The sequence below is a fragment of the Rhodococcus sp. T2V genome (genome assembly GCF_029269925.1).
Taxonomy (GTDB): Bacteria; Actinomycetota; Actinomycetes; order Mycobacteriales; family Mycobacteriaceae; genus Rhodococcus_F; species Rhodococcus_F koreensis.
Genome location: NZ_JARJBD010000024.1, coordinates 66,206 through 87,195, shown reverse-complemented (window position 1 = coordinate 87,195; position 20,990 = coordinate 66,206). Strand labels below are relative to the sequence as shown.

At 62.8% G+C, this 20,990-nt stretch carries 20 protein-coding genes; 13 read left to right on the top strand and 7 right to left on the bottom strand.

Translation table 11 applies throughout. The features are described 5' to 3' along the window. Positions 1–94: 94 nt before the first annotated feature. From P3H15_RS21215 to P3H15_RS21205, 3 genes are all read right to left on the bottom strand, one after another. Positions 95–1,207, bottom strand: a complete 1,113-nt coding sequence (locus tag P3H15_RS21215; RefSeq protein ID WP_276139098.1) for an NADP-dependent malic enzyme — start codon at positions 1,205–1,207, stop codon at positions 95–97. Positions 1,208–1,314: 107 nt separating this feature from the next. Next, complete coding sequence (locus tag P3H15_RS21210; protein ID WP_276139062.1) at positions 1,315–1,644, bottom strand: WhiB family transcriptional regulator; 330 nt, start codon at positions 1,642–1,644, stop codon at positions 1,315–1,317. A gap of 290 nt (positions 1,645–1,934) precedes the next feature. Beyond that, positions 1,935–2,981 (bottom strand): AraC family transcriptional regulator, encoded by a 1,047-nt coding sequence (locus tag P3H15_RS21205; RefSeq protein ID WP_276139061.1) that lies wholly within the window; start codon positions 2,979–2,981, stop codon positions 1,935–1,937. 167 nt (positions 2,982–3,148) lie between these two features. Here P3H15_RS21205 and P3H15_RS21200 point away from each other — a divergent pair, with 167 nt between their 5' ends. From P3H15_RS21200 to P3H15_RS21170, 7 genes are read left to right on the top strand one after another with little or no spacing between them, the layout of a single operon-like run. Next, the gene (locus P3H15_RS21200) at positions 3,149–4,375 is read left to right on the top strand and encodes an acyl-CoA dehydrogenase family protein (RefSeq protein WP_276139060.1); all 1,227 of its coding nucleotides are present in this window, start codon (positions 3,149–3,151) and stop codon (positions 4,373–4,375) included. A 2-nt stretch (positions 4,376–4,377) separates the two neighbouring features. Beyond that, positions 4,378–4,896 carry a flavin reductase family protein gene (locus P3H15_RS21195; protein WP_276139059.1) on the top strand — a complete coding sequence of 173 codons (519 nt, stop codon included), beginning with the start codon at positions 4,378–4,380 and terminating at the stop codon, positions 4,894–4,896. A gap of 45 nt (positions 4,897–4,941) precedes the next feature. Continuing rightward, entirely contained in the window at positions 4,942–5,235 is a 294-nt protein-coding gene (locus tag P3H15_RS21190) for an antibiotic biosynthesis monooxygenase (RefSeq protein WP_276139058.1), read from the top strand. Continuing rightward, a complete protein-coding gene (locus P3H15_RS21185; RefSeq protein ID WP_276139057.1) occupies positions 5,232–6,131 on the top strand; it encodes a dioxygenase in 900 nt (299 codons plus the stop codon). The genes P3H15_RS21190 and P3H15_RS21185 overlap by 4 nt, the downstream gene beginning before the upstream one ends. Further along, positions 6,121–7,227, top strand: a complete 1,107-nt coding sequence (locus tag P3H15_RS21180) for a maleylacetate reductase (RefSeq protein ID WP_276139056.1) — start codon at positions 6,121–6,123, stop codon at positions 7,225–7,227. The genes P3H15_RS21185 and P3H15_RS21180 overlap by 11 nt, the downstream gene beginning before the upstream one ends. Further along, complete coding sequence (locus P3H15_RS21175; protein WP_276139055.1) at positions 7,224–7,613, top strand: Dabb family protein; 390 nt, start codon at positions 7,224–7,226, stop codon at positions 7,611–7,613. Before P3H15_RS21180 ends, P3H15_RS21175 begins: the two co-directional genes overlap by 4 nt. Further along, positions 7,610–8,248, top strand: a complete 639-nt coding sequence (locus P3H15_RS21170) for a 3,4-dihydroxy-2-butanone-4-phosphate synthase (protein WP_276139054.1) — start codon at positions 7,610–7,612, stop codon at positions 8,246–8,248. Before P3H15_RS21175 ends, P3H15_RS21170 begins: the two co-directional genes overlap by 4 nt. A gap of 255 nt (positions 8,249–8,503) precedes the next feature. On the opposite strand, the gene P3H15_RS21165 is transcribed toward P3H15_RS21170, so the two are convergent. Continuing rightward, entirely contained in the window at positions 8,504–9,205 is a 702-nt protein-coding gene (locus P3H15_RS21165) for a methyltransferase (protein ID WP_276139053.1), read from the bottom strand. Between the two features lie 12 nt (positions 9,206–9,217). Here P3H15_RS21165 and P3H15_RS21160 point away from each other — a divergent pair, with 12 nt between their 5' ends. After that, positions 9,218–9,436 carry a hypothetical protein gene (locus P3H15_RS21160; protein ID WP_276139052.1) on the top strand — a complete coding sequence of 73 codons (219 nt, stop codon included), beginning with the start codon at positions 9,218–9,220 and terminating at the stop codon, positions 9,434–9,436. A gap of 65 nt (positions 9,437–9,501) precedes the next feature. On the opposite strand, the gene P3H15_RS21155 is transcribed toward P3H15_RS21160, so the two are convergent. Then, positions 9,502–10,758, bottom strand: coding sequence for a hypothetical protein (locus P3H15_RS21155; RefSeq protein WP_276139051.1), 1,257 nt, complete (start codon positions 10,756–10,758; stop codon positions 9,502–9,504). Positions 10,759–10,975: 217 nt separating this feature from the next. On the opposite strand from P3H15_RS21155, the gene P3H15_RS21150 reads away from it, so the two are divergent. From P3H15_RS21150 to P3H15_RS21130, 5 genes are all read left to right on the top strand, one after another. Continuing rightward, positions 10,976–12,028, top strand: a complete 1,053-nt coding sequence (locus P3H15_RS21150; RefSeq protein WP_276139050.1) for a cupin domain-containing protein — start codon at positions 10,976–10,978, stop codon at positions 12,026–12,028. Beyond that, the gene (locus tag P3H15_RS21145) at positions 12,022–15,465 is read left to right on the top strand and encodes an ATP-binding cassette domain-containing protein (RefSeq protein ID WP_346348792.1); all 3,444 of its coding nucleotides are present in this window, start codon (positions 12,022–12,024) and stop codon (positions 15,463–15,465) included. The genes P3H15_RS21150 and P3H15_RS21145 overlap by 7 nt, the downstream gene beginning before the upstream one ends. After that, positions 15,431–16,357: a hypothetical protein gene (locus P3H15_RS21140; RefSeq protein WP_276139048.1), complete on the top strand. Its 927-nt coding sequence runs from the start codon at positions 15,431–15,433 to the stop codon at positions 16,355–16,357. Before P3H15_RS21145 ends, P3H15_RS21140 begins: the two co-directional genes overlap by 35 nt. A 1-nt stretch (position 16,358) precedes the next feature. Next, positions 16,359–17,213 carry an aminotransferase class IV gene (locus P3H15_RS21135; RefSeq protein ID WP_276139047.1) on the top strand — a complete coding sequence of 285 codons (855 nt, stop codon included), beginning with the start codon at positions 16,359–16,361 and terminating at the stop codon, positions 17,211–17,213. Between the two features lie 125 nt (positions 17,214–17,338). Beyond that, positions 17,339–18,583, top strand: a complete 1,245-nt coding sequence (locus tag P3H15_RS21130; RefSeq protein WP_276139046.1) for an acetyl-CoA carboxylase biotin carboxylase subunit family protein — start codon at positions 17,339–17,341, stop codon at positions 18,581–18,583. Positions 18,584–18,621: 38 nt separating this feature from the next. On the opposite strand, the gene P3H15_RS21125 is transcribed toward P3H15_RS21130, so the two are convergent. Continuing rightward, complete coding sequence (locus P3H15_RS21125) at positions 18,622–19,815, bottom strand: ATP-grasp domain-containing protein (protein ID WP_276139045.1); 1,194 nt, start codon at positions 19,813–19,815, stop codon at positions 18,622–18,624. A 58-nt stretch (positions 19,816–19,873) separates the two neighbouring features. After that, entirely contained in the window at positions 19,874–20,893 is a 1,020-nt protein-coding gene (locus P3H15_RS21120; RefSeq protein ID WP_276139044.1) for a methyltransferase, read from the bottom strand. Positions 20,894–20,990: the final 97 nt, after the last annotated feature.

Genomic DNA, 20,990 nt, shown 5'->3' with positions numbered 1-20,990 from the left:
CTCGCCAGTCTCGATCGCGGCCATCCTGCCCGGTCCGAGAATCATTGATCGGTACGCCTCGATGTCGGCGACGGAGTTCGGGAGCGCATCCCCTCTATACCGCGGCGGCTACAGCTTCGGCTACGGCCGGCGCCACGCGCGGGTCGAGTGCGCTCGGCACGATGCGGTCGACGGCCATGTCGGCGTGTACCACGGAGGCTATCGCCTGCGCTGCTGCAAGTTTCATTGGTTCCGTGATCCGTGTGGCGCCTGCGTCGAAGGCGCCCAGGAAGACACCGGGGAAGGCGAGCACGTTGTTGATCTGGTTTGGGTAGTCGCTTCGTCCGGTCGCGACGATGGCAGCGTGGCGGGAGGCGATATCCGGGTGGATCTCAGGGTCGGGATTCGAGAGCGCGAACACGATCGGTTGCGCCGCCATCGTGGTCAGTACGCGTTCGGGCACCGTGCCGCCGGACACGCCGATGAACACGTCTGCGTCGACGAGCGCGTCGGCGACCGATCCGACGAGTCGTCGGGGATTCGTGATGGCCGCTAGGTCGGCCTTGTAGGGGTTCAGATCATCGCGGTCTGGGGAGACGATTCCGCGAGAGTCGGTGACGGTGACGTCCGTGATGCCGTACTGCAGCAATATGTGGGCGCACGCGACTCCGGCTGCTCCGGCTCCGGCGATGACGGTGCGCAGTGTCGTGATGTCGCGCCGTTGGACCCGTGCGGCGGTGATGAGGGCAGCGAGTACGACGATCGCGGTCCCGTGCTGATCGTCGTGCATCACAGGGCAGTCGAGAGCTTCGATGAGGCGGCGTTCGATGTCGAAACAGCGCGGTGCCGCGATGTCCTCGAGATTGATTGCCCCGAAGCTGTGTCGGAGACGAGTCAACGTTTCGATGATGTGGTCGGGGTCCTTGCTGTCGATGACGAGGGGTATCGAGTTCAGGCCCGCGAACCGCTTGAACAGTGCACTCTTGCCTTCCATCACCGGCAGGGAGGCCTGTGCCCCGATGTCGCCCAGTCCCAGTACGGCGCTGCCGTCGGAGACGACGGCCACGAGCCGATCGGTCCAGGTGTACTGCCGGACCAGCGCGGGATTCGCGGCGATTGCCCGGCTGACGCGGGCGACGCCCGGGGTGTAGGCAATCGAGAGGTCTCTACGCGAGTCGAGGGGTAGAACGGTGTCAACCGTGAGTTTGCCGCCGCGGTGGGCGGTCATGATGTCGTCCTCGGTGATTGTCGGGAGAGGTTGTTGCGTGGCGATTGTTGACGGCACTGGATACTCCTGGGATCGGATCGTCATGGGTGAAGGACGGGGGTTTGCGATCAGGTGTTTCTGACGGAGCGGCGGGGTGGGGTAGAACAGCGGTGCCGCCCCGGCTGTGGGTCAGAGGTCGTGCGTCGGTCGTTCTCCGAAGTTGCGCCCCATACGCCGTACTCGCCGGTCGCGATCGCGTGGCTTCGGCATTCGTGTCGGACCGGGCACGCGAGGCAGATCTGTTTGGCGGCTTGCTCTCTCCGAGCCCGGGCGCCGCGCGCTTCACCGTCGCCGGAGAAGAAGAACTCCGTATCCATCGATCGGCACCGGGCTCGTTCCTGCCACGCCCAGGCCTCGGCGTTCGGTAACAATCTTGGCAGGTTCTGTCGTGGTTCCATGGGACGAACTCCAGTCCTCGCATGCGATCGTCAAGCGTGCACTCGACGAGTCGCGATTGAACAAGAACGACGCCAGCGCGATGGCCGAAACTGTTATCTCAGTGGCTCATCGGCACGTTTGGCGATTTCGCCGGTCGCGATGTCCGTGCATCCAGGTTGACCGTAAACCCGGCGAAGGGCGACGGAAATCCATTTAACGACATCGACTATCCGCCACGCGAAACCGGCGAGGTCTGGTGTCGCTGTGCCCTCGCGGTGACCGGTCGTTCCACTCTTGGCGAGCAATTATCTTAAGACGACTTGAGCGCCGCCCGCAGTGTCTGAGAGGGCGACTCTCCGAACTTGCGTTCGTAATGATTGGCGAACCGGCCCAGATGGTTGAATCCCCAACTGAAAGCCACGTCACTGATTCTGGTGGTGCCGTCGCCGTGTTGGAGGTCCGTGCGCACGCCCTCGAGACGTATCTGCCGGATGTAGGTGGTCGGGGACATTCCGAATTGTTCCTGGAAGAGGTTCTGAAGTTGGCGCGCGCCGACGCCGGCGATGACGGCGAGGTCCCCGATGGTGTACTGCGCCCCGGGGAAGGTCTCGATGTGGTCGAGGACCTTTTGCACTGCTCGGGGCTTGCTCGCCTCGCCGGGCGCGTAGAGCTGTGCGGTCATCGAGTGCGGCTGTTGTACGAGCAGACCCGAAATCAGGGCCCGCTCGAGGTACTCGATCTGCGCGATGAGCCCCGGGTTCGGTGTGAGGGTGGGGTCGTCGAGCGTGTCGAGGAGGAGTTTGAGCGTCGAGAGCCAGCGCGCTCCGGCCGGGCTGGTGAGGTCCATCTCGAGATCGAAGCGGACGTGCTTGTCGACGGGCCGACCGAGGATGTGGGCCAGTTCGCCCTCGAGGCCGGCCCGGTCGATCTTGATGCAGATCTGGGTGGCGTCAGCGTGCCAGAGCGGGAGAATGGTGTGTTCGTTCGGGGTGAAGACCGCTGCGCGCCGGGGCGTCGCAATGGTCTGCTGATCGCCGCACCACGAGACCACTTCACCGGTGACCGGCACGTTCACGTGGTAGGTGCCCAAGTCGCCGGGATCGACCAGAGCCTCGTTCCCGAACCGGGCGCGGCCGATGGTGAGGTGGTTCAGCCGCACCGCGGACAGCTCCGCAGTGGCTGCCGGCACGTGGGCACCGACCAGGTTGACCTCGGCCGGGTAGAAGACGCTGTTCAAGCTGCGCCGAAACTCGTCGATGTCTTCGGTGACGCAGCGCAGAGCAGAATCGGCCATCGGTGACAACGCGAAGTGTGCGCCCGGTTCGTCGCCGCGTTGGTTTAGCGCGTTGCCTGTCATCGTTCAACCTCGTACGTCGCGTGTGGCCTTGTTCCCGCCGTTATCGGCGTTTCCGGTAGCGGATATCCGATCACGTAAAGCGGATTTCGTGAGTCGTTGGCCATTACTACCGTCGATTCCACAGTGGCACCGGTCACATATACGAATCAGTGTAGAGGAGACCCATCATGACGCAGACGCTCGAACCCACGACCTCCCGGACGGTCACCGACATCGATGCCTCACGACCGAACTGGGACATCGTCGCCAAGGCCACCGCGCTCATTCCGATGATCCGCGAGTACGCCGAGCAGGGAACGACCGAGCGCCGCGCCGCACCGGAAGTGATGGCCGCGCTCGAGGCCGAGGGCCTGTTCAAGCTGTTCGTTCCGCGCCGCTACGGCGGCTACGAAGAAAACCTGCGGACGGCGATGGAGACGATCGCCGAGGTCGCCCGCGGTGACGGCTCCACCGCGTGGGCGGTCGCGCTGCTCAACGTGTGCACGTGGTTCGGCACCACCTTTTCCCAGCAGGCACAGGACGAGGTGTTCGGGGCCGATCCGGACGCGAAGTGCTGCGGCATCTTCACGCCCGGCAGCAAAGCCCAGCGAGTGGAGGGTGGCTACCTTGTCAGCGGCCAGTGGCCGTACTCCTCCGGCTCCTTCGCCGCGGACTGGGGCACCCTCGGAATCGCCCTCGACGTGCCGGAGGGCGAGGACCCGCGGGCGCTCGCACTCATTCCCAAGGAGGCGTGGACGATCAAGCCGACCTGGTTCGTGGCCGGGATGCAGGGTTCGGGCAGCGACACCATCGTCGTGGAGGATCATTTCGTTCCCGATCACCGGATCCAGCGGTTCGTTGCGATGCGGGAGGCGGAGTTCGCCACCCCGCACAAGGGCGAGGAACGCAATTCGAACATGGCATTCATCCCGGTCGCAGCCCTTATTCTCGTCGGCGCGCAGCTCGGGCTGGCCCGGCACGCGATGGAGCTGACTCTTGCGAAGCTTCCGAACAAGAGGGTCGCCTACACCAAGTACACGGCGGCGAAGAACTCGCCGACGCATCAGCTCGGTGTGGCCGATGCCGCAACCAAGTTCAATCTGGCGGAGCTTCTGATGCAGCAGGCGGCCTCGGACATCGACAACGCCGCCGCCCGCGGCGAGCTGCCGGACATGATCACCCGCGGTCGGATTCGCAACAACACCGGCATCATCGCGGAACTGATCAAGGACGGCATCGACATCTTGATGACGACCAACGGGGCCGGATCATTCGCCGACGCAAACATTCTCAACCAGATCTGGCGTGACGCCGAGATCGCCGGACGGCACGCCTACGTCACCCCTGAGGTCGGTAAAGAGGTCTACGGGCGTCTGCTGATCGGGGCGGACGACGCCCTCACGATGGATGTGTAGCGATGAATGAGAACATGATCGTCGCCGCGGCGACACGGGTTGATCCGACGGCATTCCGCGGTGCGATGCGACACGTCCCCACCCCGGTCGCCATCGTCACCACCACTGTCCGGGGAGCGCCGGTCGGTCTGACCGTCGGATCGTTCACCTCGGTGTCGCTCGAGCCCGCGCTCGTGACGTTCTTCGTCGACAAATCCTCGACCACGTGGCCGCGGATGCAGGACTCGGATACTTTCACTGTCAACATCCTCGGCCACGGCAAAGCGGAACGCTGCCGCACCTTCTCAGGGAAGGGCGTCGACCGGTTCGCCGGTGTCGACTGGGTGCCTTCCGACGAGGGAGACCCGATCTTCGCCGACGCGTCGGTGGTCCTCGAATGCATCAAGCACTCCACCCGCTGGCTCGGTGACCACCTTCAGGTGGTCGGCGAAGTGACGAAGTTGCACGTCCTGCGCGAGGACCTGCCGCTGGTGTACCACCAGGGCGCCTTCCTCAACCTCGATCACCTCGTCAGCGCCTGACCCAGGCCGAGGTCACTACCCGAAACCACTACTTACGGAGGAACCATGATCTACGAACACGCCTACGTCACCGTCGACGCCGGCAACCGCACCGAGTTCGAAGATGTCTTCACCCGCGCGAAGAAGTATCTTCTCGACGCCAACGGTGGCAAGACCGCCGAGATCGTCCGCAGTGTCGACCATCCCGGGCTCTACCTGCTACGCGTCGGCTGGGACTCCGTCGAGGACCACACCGAGTTGTTCGCCTCGTCGACGAACGGAAAGAACCTCGGTGAGGCCATCGGCCACTTCTTCATCGAGACACCACAAGTCATCCACTTCGAGGACACCGCGGTATGACCTCGACGCAGATCGGCGACGTCGACGCCCAGGCACTCACCGACGAGGTGATCCGGTCCTTCGACGGCACACCCGACACCCGCACCCAGACCATCCTGACGGCCCTTGTACACCACCTGCACGCCTTTGTCCGCGACATAGAACCCTCCCTCGCGGAGTGGGAGTCCGCGATTGAATTCCTCACCGCGGTCGGCCAGAAGTGCGACCCGGTTCGGCAAGAATTCGTCCTACTCTCCGACGTCCTCGGCGTCTCGATGCTCGTCGAGACGATCAACGATCAGCAGGCACCCGGGGCGACGGACAGCACGGTACTCGGCCCGTTCCACATGACCGAATCCCCCACCCGCCACCTCGGCGACACCATCGACGAAGTCGGAAACCCGAACCACCTACTGGTCACCGGAACGGTGCGAAACACCAACGGAGATCTGCTCCCCCACGCCACTGTCGATGTGTGGCAGTGCAACGAGGAGGGCTTCTACGATGTCCAGCAACCAGACATCCAGCCGGCCGGCAACGGGCGTGGGCTGTTCACCACCGACGAGCTCGGACGGTTCTGGTTCCGCACCGTGACACCGAGTCACTATCCCATCCCGACCGACGGCCCGGTGGGCACCCTTCTCGACGCCACCCATCGGCATCCGTACCGGCCGGCGCATATCCACTTCATCGCCCACGCCGACCAGCATCGCCCACTGACGACCCACATCTTCGTCCCCGGCAGCCCCTACCTGGATTCGGACGCCGTCTTCGCGGTCAAAGGCTCCCTCATCGGGGACCTCGGCACCGCCGACGCCGGGCATGCCGCGCAGTTCGGTGTCGGTGTCGGATCACCCATTGCCACGGTTGATTTGGTGCTCGCTCCCACTCCTTCCGGGAGCGCCGATGTTCTCTGACTGTTTCTCCTACACCGGGCAACCGATGCGGGTGATCTTCGGGCAGGGTCTCGCCCCGCTCGCCGAGGAGGTGCGCGCGCTGGGAATCAGCCGGGCACTGGTCATCTGTTCTCCCGACCGCCGACAACTCGCGCAGACGGTCGCGGACACCATCGGCACCGCCGCAGCCGGGGTGCTGGCCGAGGCTGTGATGCACGGGCCGGCCGACCTCGTCGACCGGTGCGAACAGCAGTGCCGAAACCTGACCTGCGACGGCTACATCGCGGTGGGCGGCGGATCCGCGATCGGGTTGGCCAAGGCCCTCGCGCTGCGGAGCGGCGCGCCGATCATCGCCGTCCCCACCACGTATGCCGGTTCGGAGATGAGCTCGGTGTGGGGAATCACCGAAAATCGGGTCAAACGCACCGGGCGGGATCGCGTGGTGCTTCCACGCACGGTCATCTACGACCCGAACCTGACCACCGACCTCCCTGTCAACATCTCGGTCACCAGCGGGATGAACGCAATCTCCCACGCGATGGAAGGGCTGTACGCACCGGACCGATCCCCGATCGTGTCCCTGATGGCGCGTGAGGGTGCGCGAGCATTGGCCGCAGCCCTACCGCTGCTCGTCAACGACCTCACCGACCACGGCGCCCGGAGCGAGGCACTCTACGGTGCCTGGCTCTGCGGAGCGGTCCTCGGCGCCACCACGATGTCGCTGCACCACAAGCTCTGCCACGTCCTCGGCGGCACCTTCAATCTCCCTCACGCCCACACACACGCGATCGTGCTACCCCATGTGCTGGCATTCAACGCCCCCTTCGCCCCAGACATGGTCTCCGCCCTCACCGGCGTCTTCGGCGACGGCGATCCCTGGACGGCGCTGTGGCAACTACAGCAGTCGCTACCGATGCCCCTGGCTTTGGCCGACGTCGGGCTCCGGGAAAGCGACATACCCGAAGTGGTCCATCAGGCGACGGCCAACCCCTACCACAATCCACGCCCGATCACCGGGGACGACCTTCACACCCTGCTCGTGCGGGCCTGGGCTGGCCACCAGCCCGATCCATCAACCATCCACTCCTACCGAGTCCTCAGCGAGGAGTCCTCGTGAACAATTTTCACCCGACCGCACCCTTCCCAGCAACAGTGCTCCACAGCGTTCACATCACCTGGAACGACGACGTGGACCCCGATCATGGCACCCGCGTCGCCGAAGCACTCAACACCTACGCCGCCACTGTCCCCGGTCTCCTGTTCTACAGGGCTGGAACAGATCTCGCGCTGCGCGAAAACACCGCGAACTTCGGAATCGTCGCAGTCTTCGACACTGCCACCCACTACCAGGCCTACGCCGCCGACCAAGGCCACCACGCCATCATCGACGAACTCATCGCCCCGCGAGCTCGAGCACGAACCTCGACCCAGATCGCACTCCCTCCTGACTTCTCACTCGACACCACCGCCCTCCCCGCACCACACCCGTTCGGAGCGACATGACCATCCACATCGACGCCCCCGTCCACACCGCGATGGGTCCACGAGCAGGCACTATCACCGGATCAGCATCCACATCCGCGGTAGAAGGCTTGGTGCGGGGACAGACGATCGTCGTCTGGGACGGAAGCCGGGCCCGACTGGGACACGCCGCCGCGACCGCGAGCACGACGCACACCGCCTTCGTCATCCGTCACACGTCCGGATTCCTCCAAATTGCCCTGCCGACTCCTCTCTGCGACCGACTTCTGATCCCGGCGACACCGGCGCTACCGGCACGGCCGAACGAGGAAGGCTATCGGCAATGCATCGGTGTCGATGCCGCGCAAGGAACCACTACCGGAATATCGGCCGCCGATCGTGCGCGAACAGCGCGAATCCTCGTCGCCTCACACACCGCACCAAGCGACCTGATCCGACCCGGACATCTCATGGTTGTCGCGGTGGATCCGGGCCATTCTGGCAGGCAGGTCGTTCCCCATTTGACGTTGCAGTTGGCGGAATCGGGACTCGGCGGCCTGGTCTTCGCGGATCTAATCAGTGAACAACGCCACCGGGATATGGCCGACGAACGCGAAGCGACGATCTTCGCAGAAACCCATTGCCTGCGAATGTTCTTCGACGGAGGGACGACCTAAGACCTACCCCCGAGCGCAGTCGGCACCTGACGGGCCTGACGCTCGGTGACGCAGTGCAGCACAGCGTCGTCCGCATAGCGTTCAAACCAGACCCCCGGAAACTCCGGGACCATCCTGACATCGAACGCGTAGTGCAAGAACAGGTTCGCCAACATAACTTCACCAGGCGGTGTCGGTGTGCGCTTCCACCGCCTTGACCAGCAGGTCGTCCGACTCGAGACGGAGCCGGTCTCGAGCGTTGCCGAGCCTGCGGACTCACACCGGAACCGCCTCGATGACGGATGACCGGGGACCTTGCGTGATCGAATCCAGCGTGAATCCGTGGTCGGTCAACAGTCGGCGCCATTCGGTGATCGTGCGCTCGCGACCTCCCAGGAGAACCAGCATGTGGAGATCCAGCAGAGCCATCGGGTGGGTTGTCGCCGATTCCGGCAGGACCTGCTCGACGATCATCAATCGTCCGCTTGCCGGGATCGCGTGCCGGCAACTGCTGAGGATCTCGCCCGCGGACGCGTCGTCCCAGTCGTGCAGAATCTGAGACAGCACGTACACGTCACCATTCCCGGGGACGTTTTCGAAGAAACTTCCCCCCACGACTGTCGTTCGTTCACCGATGCCGGCCGAACCGAACGTCGACGGCGCTTCCGCGACCACATGGGGCAGATCGAACAGAATTCCGCGTAGATGCGGGTGCCGTTCGAGCAACCGGGTGATCAGCGCGCCGGTCCCGCCACCGACGTCGACGACCGTTCCCACGTCAGACCAGTCGTGGTCGAGCAAAGGCAGCAAACGCAGCTCGACCAGCCCTGCTTGACCCTGTGCGAACTCATCGGCTGCCGACGGATTGTCGGACAACCATTCGAAGTACGGTTTGCCGAAGGCCGCTGAAAACGATTCCTTCCCCGTTCGGATCGAATGCGCTGCGTGCCCCCACACGTGGTAGGCCTCGTTCGACATCAAGCCGACCAAATGACGAAGCGAGCCCGGAGTGTCCGCCCGCAGAAGCTCACCGGCCTCCGTCAACGCAAATCGTCCGCCACCGTCTTCCGCAAACAAGCCTTCCGCGACGAGTACCCGCAGGAATCGACCGAGGGCGTCGGCGTCGGCGCCCACGCTCGCCGCGAGATCGCCGAGCAAGCACGCATCGTCCGCCAATCTGTCGGGCACGCCCAGTTCGCAAACGGCTGAAATGGATTGGGACACGATGTACCCCATGATCTGTTTTCTCACTCGGTGGTTGATATCGCTCATGTTCACGCCACCTCCGACAGCCGCGGGAAGAGCGACATCTCGGCAGCTTTCTTCAAATACGACGCGCCTGCCGTCCCGCCGGTACCCGGCACCGTTCCGATGACTTTCAGGGTGATGCCCCAGTGGCCGCGCTTCATCGCAACCCACGCACGGTCCAGGCGCCGCATCGCCTCCTCGAGAACGCGTGCATCCGGATGTGTCTTGCGCATCGCGAGATAGACGTCCTGCAACGTATCCTCCCCCACATCGATTTTCCCAACGTGCTCGAAGCCACGGGAATCATTTGGAGCGCACGCGAACTCGACCTCACGAAACGCCCGCGACTGCACCGCGCTCCGCCCATGCGTGAAGCCGCGAATGATCGAGAAGGCGTCGACCGGCATCGTCGTGAGAACCCGGAAGAGCGCAGGCACCGCTTCGAGGCGGATCGACGCCCGGTCCAGGCGATCCGTTGCCGCTGCGGCCAGGCCGTGGCGCAGGTCGCGGATCGCCGTCGAAATCGCTGTCGCGACTTGCCGATACAGACCTTCGAAGATCTGGATGCAGCGGATGAACATCTGCTCGTCGTGCAGGCGCGTCGTCGGCAGCAACGTCAGCCGAACTGCACTCCCGATCTCTTCGGGGACACCGTTCAGCGCCGGCGCGGCGACTGAGGCAAACGAACTGTAGTCGGCGCCCGGCTGAGCCAGCGCCGCAAGACCGGTCGCAGCGACGGAAGGATCGAGCGAGAAATCGGGTGCGAGCCTGTCGAGTTGGGTCACGACCCGTGTCACTGCGCGCGTCCGGACCACCTGGGGTGCGTGTGCCGACCTCCCGAGTGCTCGCGCCTCCAGCAACGCGAGGTCCATGGCCGCGGCAGCAACGAATGCGTCCACGCGCTGCGCGTCGTCGGACCGGACGACCTGGTCGAAATAGTCGAGCCCGACATATGACAGATAGTCGCCATTCTGCGCATCGAACGTCATCGGTAGCCAGGCACCGAGAACATGATGCCCACGGTTGTTGTCATGGAAGTTTTGCAGCATGGCGACCAGGTGGGGCCGGACCCCGTTACGCCCGACCGTCTGATAATGGGCCGCGACAGCCGCATGGGGAAACTCCGCGTGTCCCGCCTCCCATTGCCTGAGCGCATTCTCGATATTGCGGCCGGACAATTCATCGGTCGTCGCTTCAGCAGCCTGAAGACACGCACCCCCGACGCCGATCACGCCGGAACCAACAAATTTCTGCTCGGCTTCGAGCAACGTTTCGGAAATCAACGCGAAACTCGCCTCTCATCCTTATTGCCGTGTCAAGCAATCTTCGAGGGCGCGCGGCGAATGCGGATACACACCCTAGGGAGACTTCTCGACACCCTTTCCGCTGGAGGGGTGACGTTTTCAACCCTGGGGTGCCTGTTCCGCCCGCAGACACGTGCCCAGGATTGGGAGCGATACAGAACTCGAGGCAGGTCGATCCCACAGAAGGAAGAAATCTATGCACATAATCGCCAGAAGCGCACTCGAGACGATCAACGAAGCCGTTGTCGGCGGGAGCGTCCACAACCTGGGTGTCGTCAAGATATTCAGCCAACACCCTCAGTTGGCGCAATTCATTCCTGCTTCCAGCAATGTGGCGATCAGCTGGGTCAGGTTGGAGTGCGGTGAGGAACTTGCGGTGCACAAGCACCCCGAGCCCAGCCTGATCCTGATCTGCGAGGGTTCCGGACGAACGATGGGCAGTGCAGAGCAGGAGGTCGGTGCGGGAGACATGATCCTCGTCCCCGGCGACTCCTGGCACGGTTTCGCAGGAACCCGGGACGGTTTCTGGGCGCTCTCGATCCAGTTCAACGGCAAGGCACTCTACGAGGACGCCGAGAAGCCCAACGCGGTGTTTGCAGGCGAGGTACCGAATCGGGCGGCTGTGCTCCTGGCGGACAACGAGAAGTACCTGCAGCAATTCGGAACCAGCAACCTGTTGCGGCTGATCGACGACCCCTCGTTCGACAACCCCCACGTTCGGGAACGGCTGCTCGACTGTCAGCAGACCTGGTCGGACGTGTTTCAGGACCTGCTGCACCTGCGTGTCGCGATGACTACCGATACGGCGCACAAGCAGGTAGCGCTCGACCATCTGGTCGAGGAACTGGGCCACAACGACAACCTGCGCAACCAACGGGGATCAGCGCACGCGCCGGTCACCGATGAGACGTTCGTATCGACAATGGAATGGTTCAGGCATCAAATGCTGTACCGAAGCGACATGGTGCGCACTCTGCTGATGCATGTGGTGCTGGAAGGTAGTGGTGAAATCTGGCACCGGGAAGCGGCGCGAGCGTTTCCGGCAATTCCGCACTTCCAAGAACACGGAGAAGACGACGGCGCGCACGTGAGTATGGGGATCGATCTGCTCGATCGAGCAACGCCGGCCGAGATCCGAGAACTCCGCGAAGCACTTGCCGAGGGATGGAAGATGATCACGCAATTGTGCGACAGAATCGCGTCGATCGCCCTGGCCGACACGGCGGTCCCCACGTACTCCACATGCTGAGCGTCCTCAGGAAAGTCGTCTGGTTCGAGGCTCCCACACCCCGAACTCGACTCGACCCTGTGCCCAACGCCTCGCACCTTGCCAGATGGCAGCGGTGGTGTGACGCGGCGCAGCGGGACAGCGTGAACGCGCCCCGAGGCGAGCGACTGAGCAGATCCGTCTTCGGCGGACTTCGTCGTGACATCATGCTCGGGCTCGTGGCCATCGCGATCAACGCAGGATGCGCCTTCGGTGCTGCGATCACGCTGAAATCGCTGATCCAGCACCTCGTCACCGGCGATTCAACACTCACGACGAACCTCACGCTCGGTATCACCTGCATCGTGCTGACCTACTTGGCGTGGCTTGCCTTGAATCACACCTTCATGCAAGCCGACGTGGTAGGAATCGGAGCCCGGACATACATCGAACAAAGGCTGCTGCACAAGAAGCGCAGCATTGCCCCTTCCGACCAACCGGCCGACCTGGTCACGCTGCTGGACCGGGAGGCAGCACGCATCGAAAACGCGTGGTCAGGGCTCATTTTCATCATTCTGGCACTCGCAACAATCACCTTTACGTCCGCGTACTTCTTCGTGGCGTTGGGACTGAGCGCTCTGGCGGCACTGTCGGTGATTCTCGTCAGTTCCGCGGTGATCTACTGGAACGCCAAACAATTGAATGCCGCGCACGCTGCACTGTCGGCGACGGCGGCAGATCGCATCGAAGTCGGCCTGTTCTCGCTGAACCATCGCCTGCTCGCGTGGCTCAAGAACTGGAACGACGAACTGTCTCGGCGCTATGCCGACAAGCGAGATGGAGAGGAGCGCGCGCTCCTGAAAGCGGCGCGTCTCATCGCGCGGATCAACCTCATATCGACGCTCACTCCGATCGTTGCCATGCTCGCCGCGGTGTTCACCCAGCTGGCCCACCTTGGTTACGTCGATCCAGCAGGCCTATTGTCCACAATGGCGCTGGTCGGAGGCTTGAAATCCGTCGCCAACAATATCCCCTTCATTGTTCAGAGCCTGTCCCAGGGCATTGTCGGGCACACCAACGTTGCGAAGTATCTGTCCAGTCCACACCCGCTGGACACCGATGCGACCGCAACGCGCCTACCGGCAACAACGGCGAAGCACATCGCCGTCGTCGGCGCCGCAGGCAGTGGCAAGACATCCGTTCTGAAAATCGGTGCACGCCACAGCAGCCAGGTGAACAGCAAAACGTTCTTCGTACCGGACGAACCGTGGATATTCCCTGGCGGGCTCTACGAGAATCTGTGTCTCTATCGAAGCGAATTCACCGACGACGAGGCCCGTCGAGCCTTGACACTGTCCCGACTTCCCGAAACCTTCTACGGCGACTACCTCGCGAGCAAGTCACGCGACCGGACCGAGGGCTGGAACGTGTCCCGCGGGCAGGGAAAGCGACTGGAACTCGCACGGGCAATATTGGCCGAACCGAAGTTCGTGTACCTGGATCAGCCGACAGCGGGGCTGGACGACGACCTGGCGAATGGGCTGCTGGCCGCCCTTCTGCGCGGGCCGTGGCACGACACCACGGTCATTTATGCAACGGACAAGCCCGATGAGAAAGATGCCGCAGACGAGATATGGGTAGTGGCCGGAGGCGAGGTCGTGGAGGTGATGCAAAACCTCACACCGCGTACGGCGAATCCTGTTCGAGACCGCAAAAGGGCACTCGCTCACGAGGATCGGTCGATCGCTCGCCGTCCCCAGGGCGTGGACCGACCGGAAATCTCGACCTCGTCTCGCCGCAGTCTGATGAGCCTGGGCGTCGCGAAGGTCGCGGTTGTCGCATGCGTCCTGTTTGCGTGCCGCGACGTTCTGACGATTGTCGGTGACTACACAGCTGCCAGCGGAATTTCGACCACGAATGCGCGGACAGCAGCGACAATCCTCATCGCCGCACTGTCCGCCGGGGCACTCCTGTCGATGTTCACCTCCCTGTTCATAGTCAAACGCAGCATCATGGCGGCATCCCGAAAATGCCGGAACTATTTCTCGACCGTCATGAGTCCCAAGCCCTCCAGGTCGGCCTTCGACGAGGCCGACCTGGACTATCAGAGCAAACTGACATGGGATCAACGACGTATCGACGAACTTCTGCCAGAAGTACTTCTGAACACGCTGGGTGCGGTGACATTGCTGCTCACGACCGCCGCGTTCGTATTGAGCAAGAACATTTTCGTCCTGCTGCCCCTTGCCGCGATGTGCTTCGCCTACTGGCACAGTTCGAAGCGATCGGGAAGGCGACTGCAGGACTTCAACGAGAGAGAGATCGGTACGACGTCGACCGTGTTGGAGCGGGTCGAGGCCATTACCTGGAGCTCCGCGAGATTCGACTTGGCACGCGACAACTCGGCCCTGGTCACATGGCTGAACAAGAGTCTGATGAATCGCGCCTTCGCTTCGATGGACAATGCGGGCGCGCGCCGCTGGTTCAATTACAAGCTCGATTTGATGGGTGTGCTCTTCCTGTCGGTCGTCATCGGTTCCACCGTGTTTGTCCAGGTCGGCGGCGGACCCGGCCTCAGCGGTGTTCTCGCGCTCAGTCTCTCGTACAGCCTCATCGCTGTTTTCGCCCGAGTGGGCCGTTGCCTGGTGGACCTCAGACAGGTTCTCGACAGCGCGGATCGCCTCCTCACGCCTCCGGCCGGCCCGGCGCCGTGCTGGACCGGCTCAGCGGGTGACGACGCAGCGCTCGTGTCGTTTTCGGAGGTAACGTACGTCGCGCCGCACACCGGGGCGGTGCTGCTGGAAGAGCTTTCCGAGTCCTTTGCCAGCCGAGACGTCGTGGTCATCATGGGCCCGAGCGGGGTCGGTAAGTCGACATTTGCGAAGCTGGTTGTGGGCAGTCTGCAGCCGACAACAGGCGTCCTCTCGACATTGGGCCGGACGACGGGATACGTCTCGAATTCCCACGCCGAAGACATCCTCCTCCTGACGTCGAGTCCGATCTTCAAGCCAGGCAGATTGATCGAACACTTCAACAGCCCGTCACCGCTCGACTTGGCTCGCGTCGTCGACTATCTCGACGTGGCAGACGTTGTCGAGCGACTACCGTCCGGATTCGACGAGCTCGTTCCCGCCACCGGTCAATTGAATCTGAGCAAGACGGAACTGCAGCGGCTGGCGCTTCTCGACCTGTTGATCGATCGCCCGGCGGTCGCAATTCTCGACGAAGCAACGTCCGAGTTGAGTACAGCAGCGGAGCTCTCGATATTGCAGGCCGTGATCTCGGCCTTGCCGGACACGCTCTTCTTCATCATCACGCACAATCCCGGGCTGACCGAACTCGCCAGCCGAGTCTTCCACTTCAACGGCGAGCGACGCCTCCTCGAGAATTCCGGCCAGTCGCACACGACAGCCGATCGGAACTGGAACGGAAAGGAGGAAGACCATGGAATGGCTGCCCCAACGCGATGCGTTCTGTAACAGTCACAACGTTCCACGGCCACAACTTCCGCTGAGGAACATCGCGCACTGGAACGCGGTGCTCCAAGGCAGCGTGAGCAGCGATGACGCCCTGCATCACGAGCGGGCGTACGTCGCACCCGGATACTTCTACATGCCCGTGTGCGACGAACCCGACGATTCGACGCTGGCGGAGTTGTCGAGCCTGGCGTCAACCGCCGACTGGTTGCTGGTCCCTTCCCTTCGCAGATCCGATCGCCGACGGCGCGCCGACGTCATTGCAGTTCCCTTCATGAAGGCGGCATTCTTCCGGTCTTCGCGAAGTGTGGACCTCGCCCTGCGCACAGCGGTAGGAGCCAGTCAATACAAGTCGATCGTCAGGATCACGAGGAAGGCCGAGGCGGCGTGCACTACCGAGATACACCGTCTCTCGGACGTGGCAGAAGACAATCGGGTCCTGCGCGATTTCGCCTGCCTTCAGGCCTTGAATGTGGCCAAATACGGACACGCCAAGAACCTCTATACGAGCGATGTGCTGCATATGCTGGCACGCTCGTCCGAAGGTGAGAAATACTTCGTGAAGCTGGACTACGACAAGTATTCGAATACTCCGTTGGCCGGATCACTGAGCTACGCCGACGATCACCGTGGCGTGTTTACGAAACTCGTTCGGGGACTGGACCATGACCGAATTCCGCGCGGATTGAATCTGTATATCGCCGACTACTACCACATGTATCATTTCGCGGATCGGCTGGGTTTCGCGGACATCTGTCTCGGCCGAGGTGCCATCGACGCGAAGGTCCGGGTAGGCGCAATTCACATTGCCGACCTGGACAACTGGCTGATTCCGGTCAACACGCGGCGCACACAGGCGATGCAGGACTACGCGAGATCGCGACACGGAGACTGAGATGATCAGCGAAATAGCTTGGGCAGATGGGCGATGCGTGCGATTCGACGAGGTGCTCCTGTCGCCTGCCACCCACGGGTTGTCGTATGGCACGTCGGTGTTCGACGGTATCCGCACGTACGGCGGAAACATCTTCAAATGTGACGGCCACATAGCGAGGTTGCGGCGGTCCGCCGAGTTGTTCGGGCACACCGTGCACTATTCGGATGCGGACTTGGCCGACGCGTGCCGCGAACTGGTGAGGGCCAACGATCTGGCCGATGCATACATCAAGTGCCTGGTCTTCTATGACGACACCGATGTGAGTTTCAAGGCACAGGGCTCTTCCAGCAAGGTGGTCCTGTTTGCCCTGCCCTTTCCTTCGAATTCGGCCGCGGAGCACTATCGGCTCTCGACGGCCACGTGGCGGCGTGCACCCGCCTCGTGCCACCCGTATCAGGCGAAAACGTCGTCTACCTACGCGTTGAGCTACTTGAGCCACCGCGGGCGGGCCGACGGCTACGATGACGTGCTCTTCCTCTCGACAGCCGACACTGTGTGCGAGTCGAGCGGCTCGAATGTGTTCTTCGTCAAGGGAGACGCATTGTTCACGCCCACTGCCGAATTGGCCCTCGACGGGATTACCCGGAGGGTGGTCATCGATGAGTTGTGTCCGCGGCTGAAGCTCTCGGTGACGGAACGCGATATCGCCTACGGCGAGATCGGATCGTTCGACGCCGCATTTCTGTGTGGCACTGCGATCGAAATCATGGGGGTTTCCGGCATCGACGAGATCCGGTATGCGAAGTCCGCAGTGGTCGATGCGATTGCGACCGAGTATCGGCACTTGACCAACGGCCGGTCCGCGATCCGATGACGACCGCGGAAGGTGGGCGATCGTTCCCCCCAGGGTTCCTGGCTTCGCTGCCGTCGGCTTGGGATAATTCGGGAAGGTGAAAGTCCAATTTGCCGAACGGTATTCCATCCAGCGGGGTCTTCCGAATGAAACTGCTCATCCTCCATCGCGTTCCGTATTCCTTCATCGAATACCATCGTGTCATCGATCATGGAATCCATGATGTCGTCTACGTGGGCACGAGTGCGCAACTTGCGACCCTGCCGCCCAACCTTCCCTGCACGAGGGTTGAACGCCCGGGTCGAGCAGGTCTGGCCGAGGAGGTTCGCACCCTGTTCTCCCCCGACGATTCCTTCGACCGGGTCATCAGCGTCTCCCAATACGAGATGATGGAGGCGGCGCAGATAAGACGGAGCCTCGGAGTAGAAGGAGTATCACCGGAGCAGGTCCACATCGTGAACGACAAGGTAGCGATGAAAGCCGCAGTCGAAGGATGCGGACTTCGCGTGCCCAGATTCGTTCGCTGCGACGAGGCGCTCACCGCTTCGTCCGCCGATGTCACTCCTTGGGCTGGGAAGACGGTGCTCAAACCACTCGATGGAACCGCCAGCAAGGATGTTTTCGTTTTCGCCACCTACGCTGACGCCGGCACTGCGATTCTCAATCACCCTGAAGGTCTGGAGGACTGGGATCCGGAACGCTTCCAGCTCGAAGAATATGTGGAGGGGCCGATCTTCCACTTCGATGGCGTGATGCTTGCCGGTGCGCCGGTGGCGATCGTCGCCAGCAGATATCTGGGCACTTGTCTCGAGTTCGCCCAGGGAGTTCCGCAGGGATCGATTCAGGTCGACGACGACGGCGGGCGTTGCACGGTAGCGGTCGAGTACCTTCGGGCCGTGGGTATCGACAATGGCCCATTTCATCTCGAAATGATCGAGGCCGCGGATGGAATGGTTTTCCTGGAGGTCGGCGCCCGCCCCGGCGGCGGACATATCAAGGAGACGTTCCGGCTTGCCACAGGCATCGACTTGGTCGCGGCCGGTTTGGCCTGCAACCTCGATTGGTCACCTCTCGACGTCAATCCACTGAAACGGTGGTTCGAGAGGACGGCGAGCAGCACGGTCTACGGGGATTTCATGTTCCCGGGTCACCTGCTTGCGTCGCGGTACTGCGCGATATCGGGTGGAGAACGATTCCAAGGCCACCCCGATGTGGTTCGATGGAAGGAGCTGGACGCGGGCGCTTCTCTTCCGGAGACTGTGAGTTATTTCGACTTCGAATTGCCCGTCAGCGGCATCGTCGCCGGGCGGTCGAGTTCTGACGTGACTTCACTCATTCGCGAAATCTTGACGACGGTGCAAGTAGTGCCCGTCGAGGAGCCCATGCAATGACCGACATCTGACCGACCGGGGAGCCCGCTCCCGCCCTGTCAGTGCGGGAGCGGGCTCGTCTCCACCACAATCCGAGCCTGCGCGTCAGCCAACCGGCGCTCGGCATCCACGAGATCGGTGCCGACCGCGACAATGACACCTTGACGATCCGCGGAGGATCGGAGCGGGCCGAGGCGTTGCCCTGGTTCGAGAGAACACTGCAACCGGATTATCCCCTCGGCCTGACGCGCGGCCTCGATGCCCTGCACCCGTTCGATCACCACATTCTCGTAGGCAAAGAATGCGACGCAACCCGCCCCGCTCCCGGGTGTTCGCGATTGCGGCGGCAGCCCGGCAAGATGACAGATCGACTCCCGGACCAGATCGCGCCCCATCGCACGGTGCACCAGCTCCCAAATGAAATCGCCTCCCGGACGGGTATTGCCCTCGATGATCCGGGGCCCGGCCGAACCGAAGCGCACTTCGGTATGGGCCGGCCCGAAGGAATGACCGATCGAACCGAGGAAATCGGTGACGAGACCGCGGAGCTCGGCAAGGGCCGATGCCGCGAGCACGGCCGGCATCAGATGACCGGTTTCGATATACCGTGGCGGGCCAGTGGTGGTTTTGGCGGTCACCGCGATGATGTCGTGCCGGCCATCCATAGTGAAGGATTCGACGCTGTATTCGGGGCCGTCGATGAACTCTTCGACGAGGGTCGGCCCGGGGTACTCGCCGCGCGAGCAGGCGAATGCGGATTCGATCTGGTCAAGGCTGGAGACGCGAAGAACACCGGAGCTGCCGGCGCCTTCAGCCGGCTTGACGATGATCGGGCCGCCCACTGACTGAAGAAAGCTCCGTACGTCGGCGGCCGAACGGCAGCTCCGGGTCAGCACAGCTCCGAGATCACGGCCGGCGAGGTGATCGCGCATGGCGATCTTGTCGCGGGTCAACCGGACGGCTTCCAGCGCATTGCCCTTGATGCGCAATGCCTCCTTGATCACGGCGGCCGGCAGGAGGCCGTGCTCGGTGAATGACACGACGGCATCGACGGGTGTGACCTCGTGCAGCTCCCGCGCCATGCTGAGCGCCTCTGCCTGGTTGCGGTAGTCGAATACGCACAGCCGGTGGGCGCGCCTGGACTGCTGCGCGGTGACCGATTCGGAATTCTGAAACACAGACAGCTCGACCGGTAGATCCTCGATCATTCGGAAAGTCTCGTCATGTCCGCCGACGATCAAGATGTGAGCCATGCCGACCCAGCTCCTCGAGGTCCGCTGATTCCCGGAGGTCGCGCTCGTCCGGCCGGTCTCACTTCCGGCCCTCGATCACGCTGAAGCCGCAGGGCAGGAGCGTACTGCCGGTGAGTCCGAGGCCTGCGCGCTCGTAGAGGCGCGCGTAGTCCTGAATCGTTCGCTCCCGGCCGCCCGTCATGACCAGCATGGCGACGTCCACCACATTTCCCCAGACATATCCGCCGTCCTCGCTGATCACCCGCTCCAGCACCAGGATCCTGCCGCCGGGCTCGAGTGCGTTCGCGCAATTGGTGAGGACACGTACCGAGTCGTCGTCGTTCATCGTGTGAAGAACGCTCTTGAGCAGGTGGACGTCGCCCCCGCCAGGCACCACTGTGAAACCGTCGCCGGGCACGATGCCACACCGCTCATCGACGCCGTATTCCCGCAAGGTGTGACCGGCCCTGGCCAGCGAGAACTCCAGGTCGTAAATCGTGCCCCGCAGATGATCGTATTTGCGCAACAGCTGGGCGGTCACGATGCCGTAACCACCGCCGACATCGACGACGTGCCGATTGTCCGCGAAATCGATCGCCTCCGCGGTCTCGAGACCGGCGCGGATCGAGATCTCGTGCCAGCCCAGATGGAAGCGCTGGGCGGAGTCGGGGTGCTCGGCCAGGTACTCGAAGAGGGATTTGCCGAAGAACTGGCCGAATCCCGTCTGTCCCGTACGAGCGCATTGGAGCAGCTCACTCCAGGCCAGGTACGTTTCTGCGCCGGCGAAGAGCTCCACCTCGCTTGCGATCGATTCCGGATTGTCCCTGCGCAAGAATTCGGCTCGCGGCGTGAGTGCCCATCTGTCCTGCTCGTCCACGGAGAAGATCCCCGCGCTCATGAGTAGGCGGAGGATCCGCTTCAGCGCATCGGGATCAGTTCCGCTTCGTCGGGCGAGATCGACAAGCGCCAGTGGGCCTCCCGCCAGCAGATCGGCGAGCTCCAGCTCGACGGCTACGAACAGGCAGCTGGATATGTTGTAGCCGTGAACCATTTCTTTGACACAGAGACGGTCGGGCTTGTCGCGGAAATCGAAATACATTGTGCGCCTTCGAATAGGTTGTGGAGTACGCCTTCGACCATCGTGAGGCTTCACCGCGTCGCGCGATAGCTACCCAGGGGCTGGCAACCATTCACCC